Below are 15,612 nucleotides of genomic sequence, written 5' to 3' on the forward strand. Positions count from 1 at the left end.
GCCCGCGTCAGCGGGCCTCGAAGGAGGGCTCCAGGGATCGCGCGTCCGGCTGGAGCCCTCCTTCGAGGCCTCCGCTGCGCTTCGGCACCTCGGGATGAGGGGATGAATGGGAGGGAGTGCGGCGCACGGTTCGAGGAAGACGGGAACACGACGTGACCAACGCAGACGCCTTCCACGACCAGGACGACCGCGCCCGCCACGAGCGGATCAAGGCGCCGCGCCCCTACCGTTTCGGCGCCAAGCGGCCGATCGAGGGCCTGCCCGAGACCCTGCCCGACCCGGTCAAGGCCTATCTCGACGTGCTGCCGGAGGGGCGCGTCGTCGGCTTCCCGCTGGCACCGCTCGATCGCACCGGCATCCCGGTCTGGTTCGTGGCCCTGTTCCTCGACGACCCGTTCTTCGTGGGCGCGATGCCGTCTGGGATCGGCTACGGCGCCACCGACGACGAGGCGCTGATCGGCGCCGTGGCGGAGATTGCCGAGAACCTGATGCCGTCCCTCGCGGTGCTGCCCCGCGCGAAGGAGCGGGCGAGCTATACCGATCTCGCCCGCGTCTACGGCGCCAAGTCGGTCGCCGACCCGCTGACCCTGTGCCTGCCCGCCGGCTCCCCGGTCGGCCGCGACACGGTGCTGGAGTGGACGCCCGCGATCCGCCACGCCACCGGCGAGATCGTCCTGATGCCGCTCGACGTCGCCGCCACCGACTATTTCGAGCTGTCGGAGGGCTACAAGCCCTTCACCAACCTGATCACCAACGGCCTCGGCGCCGGGCCCGACGTGCCCTTCGCGCTGGGCCACGGCGTGCTGGAGCTGCTCCAGCGGGACGGCAACGGCCTGCTGTTCCGGGCCCTCGACCAGGGCGTGATGCTCGACCTCGACGGCATCGGCCCGGAGAACGCCGCCATGCTGGCCCGGCTGAAGGCGCTGGGCATCCGGGCGCTGCCGAAATTCGCCACCGACCAGTTCGGGCTGACCAACCTCTACGTCGTCGGCTACGACGAGGATCCGGCGCGCACCCCGGCGCCGATCGCCCTCTCGGCCTGCGGCGAGGCCTGCGACCCGGACCGGGAGCGGGCGCTCCGCAAGGCGCTGCTGGAGTTCCAGGCCGCGCGGGTGCGCAAGACCTTCGGGCACGGCCCCCTCGACATGGCCGCCACGGTGACGCCGCCCGGCTACGTCGACGCCTTCATCCAGAAGGCGCTGCCCAGCCTGGACCTCGAGGAGAGCCGCGCACTCCAGGCCATGCTCGAATGGATCGAGATGCCGGCGGCCGACCTGCGCGGCGTGCTGGCCGACACGGTCTATTCCGAGCGCAGCACGAAGCGATTTACGGAGTTGCCTTCCACTCCGGCCGCCGACGGCCACGCGCGGGGGAAGATCGCCTGCGACCGGCTGCTCGAAGCCGGGTTCGACGTGCTCTACGTCGACTGCACACCGCCCGGGGGTGGGGTCGGCGTGGTCAAGGCGATCGTGCCGGGGCTCGAGGTCGAGACCATGAGCTACTACCGGATCGGCGAGCGCAACACGAAGAAGCTTCTCGACCGCGACCATCCGCTCATCCAGTTCGGCACCGAGAGCGAGACTTTGCGGCCGGTGCGTCTGACCCCTGAAGCCCTGGAGCGGTTCGGCGGCCAGCCGCTGTTCGACGTGGCCCTGGCCGAGCGGATCGTCGGGCGGCACTATCCGCTCTACCGCGAGCCGGAATCGCACCACGCGCCGTTCCGCCTCGCCCAGCGGAAGGGGAGGGCGGCGTGACGCTCCGGTTCGCCTACAACACCAACGGCGCGGCCAACCACCGCCTCGACGACGCGATCCACCTGATCAAGGCGGCGGGCTACGACGGCGTGGCGCTCACCCTCGACATCCACCATCTCGACCCCTTCGCCGACACCTGGGCGGCGGAAGCCGGCCGGGTGGCCAGCCTGCTGGAGAAGCTGGAGCTGACCTGCGTCATCGAGACGGGCGCCCGCTTCCTCCTCGATCCGTCCGCCAAGCACGAGCCGACGCTGGTGACCGCCGACGCCGCGGGCCGCGCCCGGCGGGTCGGCTTCCTCAAGCGGGCGATCGAGATCGGCGCCATGCTCTCCGCCGAGGCGGTCTCGTTCTGGGCCGGCGTTCCGAAGCCCGGCGTCGATCCCGGCGAGGCCCGGCGCTGGCTGGAGGAAGGGCTGCACGAGGTCGCCTCGTTCGCCGCCGAGGCCGGTGTCGTGCCCTGCCTGGAGCCCGAGCCCGGCATGCTGATCGAGACGCTCGACGACTACGCTTCCCTCTCCGTGCCGGGCTTGAAGCTCGCCCTCGACACCGGTCACTGCCTCGTCACGGGCGAGCGCGAGCCGGCGGCCGCCGTGCGGGAATTCGCCGACCGGATCGGCACCGTGGCGATCGAGGACATGAAGCGCGGCAGCCACATCCACCTGCCGTTCGGCGAGGGCGACATGGACGTGCCGGGTGTCTTGGAGGCCCTGGAGGCGGTCGGCTTCGGCAAGCTGATCTGCGTCGAGCTGTCCCGCGAGAGCCACCGGGCCGACGTGATGATCCCGCAGGCGCTGGACTATCTCCGCGGCTGTCGGCGCCCCGGCCCGGTCCTGGCCGGCGAGCAGGAGACGCGGCGGCAATGGCAGTGAGAGCCGAACCGCGGCGAGGCGAGGATCGGGCACGGGAGAGGGGGCGCCTCGGCGCCTCGCCCGGTCAATGCGAAGGTGCGGCGCGATGAGAATCCTCTTCCTCAGCCGCCGCTATTTCCCGGCGATATCGGGCATGAGCGTCTACGCGCAGAACCTGCTGCGCGAGCTGGTCGGCGCCGGCCACGACGTCACGATGATCTCGCAGTACCGGGGCGACGCCTTCGGCACCCGGGTCTACGGGGGCGGGCCGCCCCCGCCGGTGCCGGGCGTTCGGGTGATCGGCCTGGAGCAGCTCGGCGAGCAGGCGTCGGGCGACTTCGAGCGCGACATCGCCGCGATGGTGGACGCGATCTGCCGCGAGCACGCCCGACAACCCTTCGACATCCTGCACGCGCAATACGGTTACCCGACCGGCTGGGCGGTGCTGCTCGCCGCGCGCGAACTCGGCGTGCCGAGCGTCGTCTCGATCCAGGGCGGCGACGGCCACTGGGTCGGCTCCTGCTGCGAGACCCACCGGGTCGCCATGTGCGAGGTGCTGGCCCACGCCAACGCGCTGCTGATCGGCGGCGCCTCCTTCGTGGACGAGGTCTGCGAGCGGCTCGGGTCGGACCCCGCCCGCTTCACCATCGTGCCCGGCGCGGTCGACACCGACCGGTTCGCGCAGGGCACGCCCGACGGGCTGCCCGCGCCCCATCCGGGCCCGGTGCGGCTGTTCTACCACGGCCGGGTCGACCGCCGGAAAGGCGTCCTCGACTTCATCGAGGCCCTGGCGATCCTGCGCGCGCAGGGCAGGCCGTTCGCCGCCACCATCTCGGGGATCGGGCCCGACGTGGATCCGGCCAAGGCGCTCGCCGCCGAGCGCGCCTTCTCGGAGCGGGAGATCGCCTTCACGGGCTACGCCGAGTACGCCACCGTGCCCGACCTCTACCGCCGCGCCGACGTGTTCGTCTCGCCGACCTACGCGGAGGGCTTCTCCAACACGATCCTGGAGGCGCTCGCAGCAGGGCTCGCCACCGTCTCGTGCCACGCGGTCGGCGTCTCGGACTGCCTGCGCGACGGGGAGAACGGGTTGCTGGTGAACCCGGGCGACGTCCCGGCGCTGGCCGCCGCGCTCACCCGGGTCATCGCGGACGCGGATCTGCGCCGCCGCATCGCGACGGCCGGCTTGGAGGAGTGCCGCCGCGTCTACTCGTGGCACGCGGTCGGGCGGCAGATCATGGACGTCTACGCCCGCGTGCGCGGCGAGCGACCGGCCACCGGCTTCTCGCCGGACCTGCCCCACGATCCGACCTGCCGCTTCCGCGCCGAGCCGCACCTGCTCTGAGCGCGGGTCGGAACCCATCGAGACCGTCGCACCCCGGACCATGCCCACCGCGCTCGCCCTCTCGCCCCATCTCGACGACGCGGCCTTCTCGTGCGGCGGCCTCCTGGCAAGCCTCGCGCAAGCTGGCTGGCGCGTTGTGATGGCGACCCTGTTCACCGGCAGCGTCGCCGAGCCGAGGGGCTTCGCGCTCGCCTGCCAGCTGGACAAAGGGCTCGGACCGGAGGTCGACTACATGGCCCTGCGCCGGGACGAGGATGTCCGGGCTGCCGCGGCGCTCGGCATCGCGCCGCCCGTCCACCTGCCGTTCCGGGAGGCGCCGCACCGGGGCTACGGCTCGGCGCCGGAGCTCTTCGCCGACACGCGCGCCGACGACGGCGTCGCGGCCGAGCTCGCACCGGCCATCGCGGGGCTGATCGCCGCCGGGAGTCCCGATCTCCTCCTGGCTCCGCAGGCGATCGGCGGGCACGTCGATCATGTCCAGACTGTGCGGGCGCTGCGCGGCCTCGCGCCGGCCCAGCCGATCCTGTGGTGGCGCGACTTTCCCTATACGGTGCGGGAGGCCGCCCCGAAGGCGCCCCTCGCCGACCTGTTCGCCGACCTCGCCGAGCCGGCGATGCGCCTCGCCCCGGAGGCCCAGGCCCGGAAGCGCGCCGCCTGCGCGGCCTATGCCAGCCAGATCGGCTTCCAGTTCGGCGGCGTGGCCGGCCTCGACGCGCGCCTAGCCCGGGAGGAGGGCACCGAGCGCTTCCGCCGGTCGGGCCGCCTCGGCCTCACGATCCCCGGCCTCGATGCCGGCTGAGCCGCGGGCGCCGAAGGCGCTGGCCGATCCGGAAGCCCTCGCGGCCCGCCGCGCCCTGATCGACAGCCCCCACATCGCACCGATCCGGGCGCTGGCGGCGCGCGTCGCGGCCGAGCGCGGCGCCCCGGTCCCGGCGCCCGACCCCCTGGACGGCGGCGTCGGCGCGCGGATGCTCCTCCTCCTCGAGACCCCCGGCCCGGCGGTCCTGCGCACCGGCTTCGTCACCCGCGACAGCGCGAACGGCACGGCCGCGAACCTGTTCCGCTTCCTCGCCGAGGCCGGGCTCAGCCGGGCCGACACGCTGATCTGGAACGCGGTCCCCTGGCTCATCCACGCCGAGGGCGCCCGCAACCGGGCGCCCCGCCGGGCGGAGGTGGCGGCGGCCGCGCCCTATCTGGCCCCGCTCCTCGACCTGCTGCCGCGCCTCGCCGTGGCGGTGCTGGCCGGCCGCTTCGCCGGCGAGGCCGCGCCCGCCCTCGCGGCGCTCCGCCCCGACCTTCCGGTGATCCGGGTGCCGCACCCGAGCCCGACCTATGTCTGCACCGCGCCGGAGGTGCCGGAGCGGATCCGGCGCGGCCTCGCGGAAGCGGCCGCGATCCTCGATCGGACCTCCGGCTGAGGATAGATCGCCCGTCACGGGCCTGCCTTCCCTGGCCTTGCGCCCCGGTTCGGCCTACATGCGGGGCAACGGGCCGCGGTCCGGGAAATTCCGGCACGGGCTGACGGCCTTCGGGCCGGGCCGCGCAGCCGGAAGGGCGGACGCCGATCGGCATGAATTTTCAGGGACAGCACCGGAGCCCGGCCGAGCCGGTCGAGCCGGTCCAGCACGATGCCGAAGCGGGCTCGAAGCGGAAGAGCCGGCGCAGCCGCTATGCCTGGATCGGCACGGCGGCCAGCATCGTGCTGTTCGCCGTCTCCCTCGGCGTCCTGTGGAAGCTCGTGCAGAGCGTCAGCTGGGCGGAGGTGCGCAGCGCCATCGCGGCGGCGACCGCCGAGCAGCTCGGGCTCGCCTTCCTGTTCGTCGGCATCAGCTACCTGTTCCTGACCGGCTACGACGCGCTGGCCCTGCGCCAGCTCAAGATCAAGGTGCCGTACCGGATCACCGCGCTCGCCTCCTTCACGAGCTACGCGGTGAGTTTCACTCTCGGCTTCCCGCTGCTCACTGCCGGGACGATCCGCTACTGGATCTACGCCCGGCAGGGGCTCTCGACGGCCAAGGTCGCCGCGCTCACCGTCATCGCCGGCTTCACCTTCTGGCTCGGCATGGGCGTGGTGCTGGGCCTGAGCCTGATCATCGAGGCCGGCCAGCTCGCCGGCCTCGCCTTCACGTCGATCCGGATCAACCAGGGCGTCGGCCTCGCGGCGCTCGCCCTGGTGCTCGGCTACCTCGCCTGGGTCTCGGCCAAGAAGCGCAGCATCACCGTCAAGCAGTGGCGCCTGGAACTGCCGGGCGCCTCGGTCTCCATCGGCCAGATGATCGTCGGGATCGGCGACGTCTGCGCGGCGGCGGCGGTGCTCTACGTCCTGCTGCCGCAGGAGACGACGCTCGGCTTCACCACCTTCCTGGCGATCTACGTGCTCGCCGCCATGCTGGGGATCGCGTCGAACGCGCCGGGCGGGATCGGGGTGTTCGAGGCGACGATCCTGCTCGCCCTGTCGAGCCTGCCGCGCAACGAGGTGCTGACCTCGCTGCTGCTGTTCCGGGGCTGCTACTACGTCGTGCCGTTCGTGACCGCCCTGGCGATGCTCGGACTGTACGAGATCGTCAAGCGCGCGGGCGGCGCCCGCGATCCCGGGCCTCCGGAGGGCACCGCCGGCCCGTCCGGCCGGGCGTGGCACGACGAGTCCGAGCCCCGCTGATCGGCCGGCCGCGCCCGCCATGTCCGGCCGCCTGCGCAGCTCCCCCGCCTGGACCGGCGCCGCGATCGCCGCGGGCCTGCTCGGGCTCGCCACCGCCCTGGCCGGGCGGCTCGATCTCCCGCTGATCCTGATCGGCCTCGCGGCGGTCTGCCTGGGCGGCTGGCTCGGCGGACGCGGCCGCGAGGCGCCCGTGCCGCGCCCGGCCACCACCACGCCGCGCCACGCCGTCGCCGAGGCGCTGCTCGCCCACGTGCCGGACCCGGTCATCCTGGTCGACCGGCGCACCCTGGTGCTGGAGGCCAATCCCGCCGCCCGGGCGCTCCTGCCGGCCCTCCACCAGGCCCGGCCGCTGTCCTTCGCGCTCCGCGACCCGGAGGTCCTCGACGGCATCGAGGCGGTGCTGAGTTCGGGCCTCCCGCGCCGCGTCGCGCTGTCGACCCGGGTGCCGCTGGAGCGGACCTTCGATGTCCAGATCGGCGCCCTGCCGATGCCCGACGGGTCCGGCGTCAGCGCGCTGCTGTTCCTGCGCGACCTCACCGCGGCCCGGCGCCTGGAGGCGATGCGGGTCGACTTCGTCGCCAACGCCAGCCACGAGCTGCGCACGCCGCTCGCCACCCTGATCGGCTTCATCGAGACCCTGCAGGGGCCGGCCCGCGACGACGCGCAGGCCCGGGAGCGCTTCCTAGAGATCATGCGCGTCCAGGCCCTGCGGATGACGCGGCTGATCGACGACCTGCTGTCGCTGTCGCGGATCGAGCTGCGCGAGCACGTCGCCCCCACCGCGGTGGTCAATCTCGGGGCGCTCGCCCGCCAGATGGTCGACGCCCAGGGCCCGCCCGCCGAGGCGCGGGGCGCCACGATCCGGCTGGAGGAGGGTGCGGGCCCCTACGCGGTCCCCGGCGACGCCGACGAGCTGGCGCGGGTGATCGAGAACCTGATCGAGAACGCCGTGAAGTACGGCGGCGGCCAGATCAGCGTCGGGCTCGCCCGCGAGGACGACCCGCGCCTCGGGCGCCGCGTCGTCCTGTCGGTGGCCGATGACGGGCCGGGCATCCCGCCCGAGCACATCCCGCGGCTGACGGAGCGCTTCTACCGGGTCGACGTCACCTCGAGTCGCGCCCGCGGCGGCACCGGGCTGGGGCTCGCCATCGTCAAGCACAGCCTCAATCGCCACCGCGGCCGCCTCGCCATCGAGAGCGCGACCGGCGAGGGGACGACCGTGCGGGTCAGCCTGCCCGAGTACGGCGCCGCGCCGCCTCGGTTCGCGGCCGATCAGGCCGGCCCGGTATAGGAGCCGATCCCGAGCCCGGTCTCGACCCGCCCGACCCAGGCGCGGATCGCCGGGTAGTCCGTGAGGTCGAAGCCCCCCTCGTGGGCCATGCGCGTGTAGGCGACGAGCGCCACGTCGGCGAGGGTCAGGATCTCGCCCGCCATGAAGGCCGAGCGCCCGAGGGTGTCCTCCATCAGCCGCAGGGCGTCGGCGCCGCGCTCCGCGAGCTTCGGGTCGAGATCCTCGGGCGCCCGCTTGAGGTAGTGGAGCTGGTAGCGGCGGACCGCGATGTAGGGCTCGTGGCTGTACTGCTCCCAGAACATCCACTGCAGCATCCGGGCGCGGGGCAGGGGCTCCGCGGGGACCAGCGCGGAGCCTTCCGCGAGGTAGACGATGATCGCGTTCGATTCCGACAGCACGGTGCCGTCGGGCAGGACGACGATCGGCACGCGGCCGGCGGGGTTCAGGGCGAGGAACTCGGGTTTGCGCGTCCCGCCGCCCGGGACGTCGACGTCGCGCCAGACCGCCGGGATGCCGAGATGCGCCGCGACCCACTTGACCTTGAGGCAGTTGCCGGAACCCGGGTCGCCGTAGATCGTCAGCGGCTCGCTCATCGGTGTCCCCGTCGCTCCGGTGGGCGGTGACCTTGGCCGGACGGGCGCGATTCTACAACGGCCGCGGCCCGCATCGACCGGCCGGATCCGGAGCCTTGCCCGCGAACCCTTGACCTTCCCATCATGGGAAGCTCCATCTGACCGGGCATGGATGCTTCCAACCGGACCACCGCCATGTCGAGATCCGTCGCCCTGACCCTCCCCGTCGAGGGCATGTCCTGCGCCTCCTGCGTCGGCCGCGTCGAGCGCACCCTCGCGGCGCTGCCCGGCGCCCGTGACGTGGCGGTGAACCTCGCCACCCACCGCGCCAGCCTCGTCCTCGACGGGGCGACGAGCCCGGGCGACGTCGCGACGGCGCTCGCGGATGCCGGCTACCCCGTCCCAGAGACGCAGAGCCTGCTGGCCGTGGACGGGATGTCTTGCGCGAGTTGCGTCGGCCGCGTCGAGCGGGCGCTGGCCGCCGTGCCGGGGGTGACCGGCGCCAGCGTCAACCTCGCCGCCGGCCGGGCCGCGATCCGCCATCCCGAGGGGGTGGTGCCGATGGACGCGCTGGTGGCGGCCGTGGAGGCGGCCGGCTACGAGGCCCGGCCGGTCGAGGCCGGCCACCCGGTCGACCCTTCCGCCCGTCAGGCGGAAGAGGGGCGCGCCCTGCGCCGCGACCTGATCGTCGCCGCCCTGCTGTCGGCGCCCGTCGTGGTCCTCGACATGGGCGGCCACCTCCTGCCCGCGCTGCACGGCGGCCCGGTGACGGCCCTGGTCCAGGCCGCGCTGGCCACCCTGGTCCTCGCCGGCCCGGGGCGGCGCTTCTTCCTGCGCGGCGTCCCGGGCCTCCTGCGCGGCCATCCCGACATGAACGCCCTGGTCGCCCTCGGGGCCGGCGCCGCCTACCTGTACTCGCTGGTCTCGACCCTGGCTTCGGACCTCCTGCCGGCCGGCGCGGCGCACCTCTACTTCGAGGCGAGCGTCCTGATCGTCACGCTGATCCTGCTCGGCCGGACGCTGGAGGCCCGCGCCAAGGGGCGCACCGGCCAGGCGATCGCGCGGCTGATGGACCTGACGCCGAAGACCGCCCGGGTCATCCGCGACGGCGCGGAGACCGAGGTTCCCCTCGACGCCCTGCGCCTCGGCGACGTCGTCCGGGTGCGTCCGGGCGAGCGGGTGGCGGCGGACGGCGCCGTGGTCTCCGGCACCAGCCACGTCGACGAGAGCATGGTGACGGGCGAGCCGGCGCCGGCGCGCAAGGGCCCGGGCGATCCCGTGGTCGGCGGGACGCTCAACGGCCGCGGCAGCCTCGACCTGCGGGTCGAGGCCGTGGGGGGCGCCACCGTGGTGGCGCAAATCGCCGCCATGGTGGAGCGCGCCCAGGGCGGCAAGCTGCCGATCCAGGCGCTGGTCGACCGCGTCACCGGGCGGTTCGTCCCGGCGGTGATCGGCATCGCCGCGGTGACCTTCCTGGCCTGGCTGGCGCTGGCGCCGGCCCCGGCGCTGGGTCCGGCCCTGGTCAACGCCGTCGCGGTGCTGATCATCGCCTGCCCCTGCGCCATGGGGCTGGCGACGCCGACTGCCATCATGGTCGGCACCGGGCGCGCGGCGGCGCGCGGCGTGCTGTTCCGCGACGGCGCGGCGCTGCAGGGCCTGCGCGACGTGCGGGTGGTGGCCCTCGACAAGACCGGCACCCTGACCGAGGGCCGCCCCCGGCTCACCGAGATCGTCCCGGCCGCGGGCGTCGCGGAGGACGCGGTGCTGGCCCTCGCCGCCGCTCTGGAGACCCGCTCCGAGCACCCGCTGGCCGGCGCCGTCGTGGCGGCGGCCCGCGAGCGCGGCCTGGACCTGCCGGAACCGGACAGCTTCGAGGCGGTGGCGGGCTTCGGGATTGCCGGACGGGTCGCGGGCCGGGCCGCGGCCCTCGGCGCGCCGCGCTACCTGGAGCGCCTCGGCGTCGCCCTCGACCCGGATCTCGCCGCCCGGGCCGAGGCGCTGGCGGGCGCGGGACGGAGCCCGATCCACCTCGTCCTCGACGGCCGCCACGCCGCGATTTTGGCGGTGGCCGATCCCGTGAAGCCGGGCGCCCGCGCGGCGGTCGCGGCCCTGAAGGCGCGCGGCCTCGCGGTGGCGATGGTCACGGGCGACGATCCCGTCACCGCCGCCGGCGTGGCGCGGAGCCTCGGCATCGACGCCGTGGCCGCCGGGGTGCTGCCCGGCGGGAAGGTCGAGGCGGTCCAGCGGTTCCGGGCGGAACACGGGCCGGTGGCCTTCGTGGGCGACGGCATCAACGACGCGCCGGCGCTGGCCGAGGCCGATGTCGGACTGGCGATCGGCACCGGCACCGACATCGCCGTCGAGAGCGCCGACGTGGTGCTGATGTCGGGCGATCTGGAGGCCCTGGTCGAGGCCCTGGCGCTGTCGCGGGCGGTGATGGCCAATATCCGCCAGAACCTGTTCTGGGCCTTCGCCTACAACGCCGCGCTGATCCCGGTGGCGGCCGGCGTGCTGGTGCCGTTCGGCGGCCCGGCCCTGTCACCGATCCTGGCCGCGGGCGCCATGGCCTTCTCGAGCGTGTTCGTCCTGGGCAACGCCCTGCGGCTGCGCCGGGCCGGCGGGCGTCCCGCGGCGGCCGAGGGGCCGGCGCTGGCCGCGAGGCCGGCATGAGCGCGGCGACCCTCACGATCGGCGAGGCGGCGCGCCGGACCGGCGTCTCGGCCAAGATGATCCGCTGGTACGAGGCGACCGGCCTGCTGCCGCCGGCCGCCCGGTCCGAATCCGGCTACCGCCACTACGGCGAGGCGGACCTGCACACGCTGCGCTTCATCCGCCGCGCCCGCGATCTCGGCTTCAGCGTGGACGCGATCGCGGATCTCCTGGCGCTCTGGCGCGACCGCGCCCGGCCGAGCGCCGGGGTGAAGGCGATCGCGCAGGAGCAGATCGCCGATCTGCGCCGCCGCATCGCCGAGATGGAGGGCATGGCCCGGACGCTGGAGCACCTGGCGGAGGCCTGCTGCGGCGACGCGCGGCCGGACTGCCCGATCCTGGACGACCTCGCCGCGGGCGACCATCCACCCGCGCCGCGGCGGCGCGGGCGCGGGATCACGGGGCCGGGTGCGGCGTGAGCGGGGCGCCGCGGATACCGAGCTTGGCCGTTGACGGCGGCTCTGGCCCCGGCTTTGCTGGTCCGGCCCACCAGCCAAGGCCACGAGAGCCCCGCCCCGATGCCCGTCCTCGAACGGATCCGCGCCTTCGCCGACACGATGACGGCGTGGCGGCACGACCTGCACGCCCATCCCGAGTTGCTCTACGACGTCGACCGCACCGCCGGCTTCGTCGCCGAGACGCTGCGGTCCTTCGGCTGCGACGAGGTCGTCACCGGCATCGGTCGGACCGGGGTGGTGGGCGTCATCCGCGGCCGGGGACGCAGCTCCAACCGCGCCATCGGCCTGCGCGCCGACATGGACGCCCTGCCGATCCAGGAGGTGCGCGACCTGCCCTACCGCTCCACCGTGCCGGGCAAGATGCACGCCTGCGGCCACGACGGTCACACGACCATGCTCCTCGGCGCCGCCAAGTACCTCGCCGAGACCCGGGATTTCGACGGGGCGGCCGTGCTGATCTTCCAGCCCGCCGAGGAGGGTGGCGGCGGCGGCGAGGCGATGGTCGACGACGGAATGATGGAGCGGTTCGGGGTCGAGTCGGTCTACGGGATGCACAACATCCCCGGCATGGCGGTCGGCACCTTCGCGATCCGGCCGGGGCCGATCATGGCCTCGACCGATCGCTTCACGATCACGATCGAGGGACGGGGCGGCCATGCGGCCCTGCCGCAGAACGCCGTCGACAGCGTGCTCGTGTCGAGCCACGTGATCATCGCCCTGCAGAGCATCGTGTCGCGCAACCTCGACCCGGTGCAGTCGGCCGTGGTCTCGGTCTGCGCGCTGGAGGCCGGCGAGGCCTTCAATGTCCTGCCGCAGACCGTCACCATGCGCGGCACCATGCGCACGCTGTCCCAGGCCGTGCGCGGCGAGATCAAGGCGCGGATCGAGACCCTGGTGGCCGAGATCGCCGGCGGCTTCGGCGCGCGGGGCGGGGTCGCGTACGGGGCGAGCTACCCGGTGACCGAGAACCATCCCGCCGAGACCGATTTCATGGCCGGCGTCGCCGAGGCGCTGGTGGGTGAGGAGAACGTCGACCGGACGGTGGCGCCGATGATGACCGCCGAGGACTTCTCCTACATGCTCGCCCGCCGTCCCGGCGCCTACATGTTCATCGGCAACGGCGACAGCGCCTCGCTCCACCACCCGCACTACGATTTCAACGACGCGGCCGCGCCGTACGGGGCGTCCCTGTGGGCGCGCCTGATCGAGACCGGGCTGCCGCGCACCGCCTGAGCGCGCCCCCAGCCGCACCGTCATCGCGCGCGCAGCGACCCAGCCCACGCCGTTAGAGGTTGCGCAGCCCTGGGTCGCTTCGCTGCGCTCGCGATGACGGGAGGCGATCAGCTGCCGTAGCGGGCCTTGAGCAGCGCGTAGGTCAGCCGCGCCGTCTGGACCTCGCCGCCCTCCGGCCGGCCGGGCTTGGCGGAGGGGTTCCAGCCGTAGAGGTCGAAATGGCCGTGCGCCTTCGTGTTGGGCGCGAAGCGGCGCAGGAACAGGGCCGCGGTGATCGCTCCCGCGAACGGCCCGCCCGAGACGTTGTTGAGGTCGGCCACCTTGGAATCGAGCAGGCTCGCGTAGGGCGCGTGCAGCGGCATGCGCCAGACCGGGTCGATCGCCGCCCGGCCGGCCCGCGCCACCGCCTCGGCCAGCGCGTCGTCCTCCGTGAAGAAGGCCGGTAGGTCCGGCCCGAGGGCCACCCGGGCCGCGCCGGTCAGGGTCGAGAAGTCGAGGATCAGGTCGGGGGAATCCGCGTCCGCGAGGGCGAGCGCGTCGGCGAGGATCAGCCGGCCCTCCGCGTCGGTGTTGCCGATCTCGACGCTGAGCCCGGCCCGGCTCGGCAGCACGTCGCCGGGGCGGAAGGCGTTGCCCGCGACCGCGTTCTCCACCGCGGGGATCAGCAGGCGCAGGCGCAGGTTCAGGCCCGCGCCCATGACCATGTCGGCGGCGGCCAGCGCCGCGGCGGCGCCGCCCATGTCCTTCTTCATCAGCAGCATCGCGGCCGACGGCTTCAGGTCGAGGCCGCCGGTGTCGAAGGCGACGCCCTTGCCGACCAGGGTCACGCGCGGCGCGTCCGCCGGCCCCCAGGTCAGGTCGATCAGCCGCGGGGCCCGGGGCGACGCGGCGCCGACCGCGTGGATCAGCGGGTACCCCTCGGCGAGGGCCCCGCCTTCCGTGACGGCGACGGAGGCGCCGTGGCGCGCGGCCACCGCCCGGGCGGCCGCCTCGATCTCGGCGGGTCCGAGATCGTTGGCCGGCGTGTTGACGAGATCCCGGCCCAGCGCCACCGCGGCGGCGATCCGCTCCACCTCGGCCGCGTCGATGCCGGCGGGCGCCGCGAGCCGGGCCTTCGTGCCGCCGCCGGTCCGGTAGCGGCCGAAGCGGTAGCTCCCCATCAGCCAGGCGAGGGCGGCCTCGGCCGGCTCGGGAGCGTTGTCCAGGCGGAAGGTCCCCTCCGGCAGCAGCCCCGGCAGCTTGCCGGCGAGGAGCCTGTCGTAGGCCGCGGCCTCCGGATCGCCGAGGCCGAACAGGACGCGCGCGAGGCCGCCGTCCGGGCCGGGCAGGAGCGCGAGGCTGCCCGCCTTCGGCTTGAAGCCGATGGCCCTGGCGAAGCTCCGCTGGGCGGGCTCCAGGCCGGACTCGACCGCCGCCCAGCCCCCGGTGGTGACCAGCGTCACCGGTACGGCCTGGGTGTCGCCGGGCAGGAGCCCGCGGGTCGTCGCCGGAATCTCGGCCTGGGTCATGTGCCTCTCGCGTGCCGCCCGGACCGGCGGCTTAACCGGTGATTAGGGTTAACGCTCTATCACCGGCCGGCCGGGAGCGTGAAGCGCGTGCTATCGCGTCCGGTCCCGATGCCGGCGGAGCGCACCATGATGACGGCCCTGTTCCGGGTCACCCGATCCCAGGCACGCCCCGGACGCCGCGCCGCCCTCGCGGCCGCCGTCGTCGCGCTGGGCCTGGCCGGCTGCAACACCCGCTCGCCCGAGACGACCGGGTCGATCGGCCCCCTCGGCGGGCCGTCCGCGGCCGCCGCAGCGCCCTCGCGGCAGGACATCGACCGGCTGGCCGAGCGCTACAACGCCGACCCCGCCGACGGGCGCACGGCGATCGCCTACGCCCGCGCCCTGCGGGCCACAGACCAGATCGGCCAGGCCTCGGCGGTGCTGCAGCAGGCCGCCCTGCGCAACCCGCGCGACCAGGCCCTGCTCGGTGCCTACGGAAAGTCGCTGGTCGAGGCGGGCCGCTTCCGCGAGGCGATCGACGTGCTCTCCAACGCGCACACGCCCGCCAATCCCGACTGGCGCATCCTGTCGGCGCAGGGCTCGGCCTCCGCCCAGCTCGGCGAGCAGGCCCGCGCCCAGGGCTTCTACGAGGCCGCCCTCAAGATCCGCCCGAACGAGCCCTCGCTCCTGTCCAATCTCGGCCTGTCCTACGCGCTGTCGCGCAACCTCGATCAGGCCGAGCAGACCCTCCGCCTCGCCGCCGACCAGCCCGGCGCCGACGCGCGGGTGCGCGCCAACCTCGCCATGGTGCTCGGCCTCAAGGGCCGCTTCGCCGATGCCGAGGCCGTCCTGCGCCGCGACATGAGCGCCGAGGAGGCGGCCACGAACGTCGCGTCCCTGCGCAGGCTCGCGGCCCAGCCGAATCGATCGAAGGCCCTGTCCGTCGCGGGCGTGCCCGGGCAAGGGTAGGGCGCCCGCGCCCCGCGACTCCCGCCCTTCTGCGGGCTCGCGGACGTACGCAGCAGCACCGGCAACACCCGTGCGGCTCTCCGCTCCCGCTCGGGAGAGGGGGCCTGTCGCGCTCGGCCGCCACCGTCGATGCCCGCTGGAGATGCGCGAGTCGCGCAGGCCTCCGCGGCGCGCGCCCAGTCGCCGCCACGGTCCCCGACAGGAAAACGCACCTGTCATGACGACCCGGTAGCAGTCAGATTCGAAAAGTTCTATATCCCTCCGCGGCTGCGCCGCGCGGCATCACG

The 15,612-nt window shown here is 74.2% G+C and carries 13 protein-coding genes; 11 read left to right on the forward strand and 2 right to left on the reverse strand.

Annotated features, from left to right (window positions below):
• The first annotated feature begins 152 nt into the window (after positions 1 to 152).
• The 7 genes from C4T42_RS07980 to C4T42_RS08010 all read left to right on the forward strand — a co-directional run bounded on the left by C4T42_RS07980 (position 153) and on the right by C4T42_RS08010 (position 7,897).
• Complete coding sequence (locus C4T42_RS07980; RefSeq protein ID WP_020092585.1) at positions 153 to 1,754, forward strand: YcaO-like family protein; 1,602 nt, start codon at positions 153 to 155, stop codon at positions 1,752 to 1,754.
• Positions 1,751 to 2,623, forward strand: a complete 873-nt coding sequence (locus C4T42_RS07985; RefSeq protein WP_020092584.1) for a sugar phosphate isomerase/epimerase family protein — start codon at positions 1,751 to 1,753, stop codon at positions 2,621 to 2,623. Before C4T42_RS07980 ends, C4T42_RS07985 begins: the two co-directional genes overlap by 4 nt.
• 85 nt (positions 2,624 to 2,708) lie before the next feature.
• The gene (locus C4T42_RS07990) at positions 2,709 to 3,947 is read left to right on the forward strand and encodes a glycosyltransferase family 4 protein (protein WP_026604838.1); all 1,239 of its coding nucleotides are present in this window, start codon (positions 2,709 to 2,711) and stop codon (positions 3,945 to 3,947) included.
• Between the two features lie 40 nt (positions 3,948 to 3,987).
• The gene (locus C4T42_RS07995; protein ID WP_020092582.1) at positions 3,988 to 4,746 is read left to right on the forward strand and encodes a PIG-L family deacetylase; all 759 of its coding nucleotides are present in this window, start codon (positions 3,988 to 3,990) and stop codon (positions 4,744 to 4,746) included.
• Positions 4,736 to 5,365: a uracil-DNA glycosylase gene (locus tag C4T42_RS08000; RefSeq protein ID WP_020092581.1), complete on the forward strand. Its 630-nt coding sequence runs from the start codon at positions 4,736 to 4,738 to the stop codon at positions 5,363 to 5,365. Before C4T42_RS07995 ends, C4T42_RS08000 begins: the two co-directional genes overlap by 11 nt.
• A gap of 152 nt (positions 5,366 to 5,517) precedes the next feature.
• A complete protein-coding gene (locus C4T42_RS08005) occupies positions 5,518 to 6,606 on the forward strand; it encodes a lysylphosphatidylglycerol synthase domain-containing protein (RefSeq protein WP_103984971.1) in 1,089 nt (362 codons plus the stop codon).
• A gap of 19 nt (positions 6,607 to 6,625) precedes the next feature.
• The gene (locus C4T42_RS08010; protein WP_020092579.1) at positions 6,626 to 7,897 is read left to right on the forward strand and encodes an ATP-binding protein; all 1,272 of its coding nucleotides are present in this window, start codon (positions 6,626 to 6,628) and stop codon (positions 7,895 to 7,897) included.
• Here the strand turns inward: C4T42_RS08010 and C4T42_RS08015 are convergent.
• Complete coding sequence (locus tag C4T42_RS08015; protein ID WP_020092578.1) at positions 7,879 to 8,490, reverse strand: glutathione S-transferase family protein; 612 nt, start codon at positions 8,488 to 8,490, stop codon at positions 7,879 to 7,881. The two genes, C4T42_RS08010 and C4T42_RS08015, sit on opposite strands and share 19 nt — an antisense overlap.
• A 174-nt stretch (positions 8,491 to 8,664) precedes the next feature.
• Here C4T42_RS08015 and C4T42_RS08020 point away from each other — a divergent pair, with 174 nt between their 5' ends.
• The 3 genes from C4T42_RS08020 (at position 8,665) to C4T42_RS08030 (ending at position 12,869) form a co-directional block, all read left to right on the forward strand.
• The gene (locus C4T42_RS08020; protein ID WP_103984972.1) at positions 8,665 to 11,139 is read left to right on the forward strand and encodes a heavy metal translocating P-type ATPase; all 2,475 of its coding nucleotides are present in this window, start codon (positions 8,665 to 8,667) and stop codon (positions 11,137 to 11,139) included.
• A complete protein-coding gene (gene cueR, locus C4T42_RS08025; RefSeq protein ID WP_020092576.1) occupies positions 11,136 to 11,597 on the forward strand; it encodes a Cu(I)-responsive transcriptional regulator in 462 nt (153 codons plus the stop codon). The genes C4T42_RS08020 and cueR overlap by 4 nt, the downstream gene beginning before the upstream one ends.
• Positions 11,598 to 11,696: 99 nt before the next feature.
• Entirely contained in the window at positions 11,697 to 12,869 is a 1,173-nt protein-coding gene (locus C4T42_RS08030; protein WP_020092575.1) for a M20 aminoacylase family protein, read from the forward strand.
• A gap of 107 nt (positions 12,870 to 12,976) precedes the next feature.
• Here C4T42_RS08030 and C4T42_RS08035 read toward each other — a convergent pair whose 3' ends face one another.
• Positions 12,977 to 14,377, reverse strand: a complete 1,401-nt coding sequence (locus C4T42_RS08035) for a leucyl aminopeptidase family protein (protein WP_020092574.1) — start codon at positions 14,375 to 14,377, stop codon at positions 12,977 to 12,979.
• A 126-nt stretch (positions 14,378 to 14,503) separates the two neighbouring features.
• Between C4T42_RS08035 and C4T42_RS08040 the strand changes: the two genes are divergently transcribed.
• Positions 14,504 to 15,325, forward strand: a complete 822-nt coding sequence (locus C4T42_RS08040) for a hypothetical protein (protein WP_103984986.1) — start codon at positions 14,504 to 14,506, stop codon at positions 15,323 to 15,325.
• Positions 15,326 to 15,612 lie beyond the last annotated feature (287 nt).

The organism is Methylobacterium sp. 190mf, assembly GCF_900107945.1.
In the GTDB taxonomy this organism is placed as follows: domain Bacteria; phylum Pseudomonadota; class Alphaproteobacteria; order Rhizobiales; family Beijerinckiaceae; genus Methylobacterium.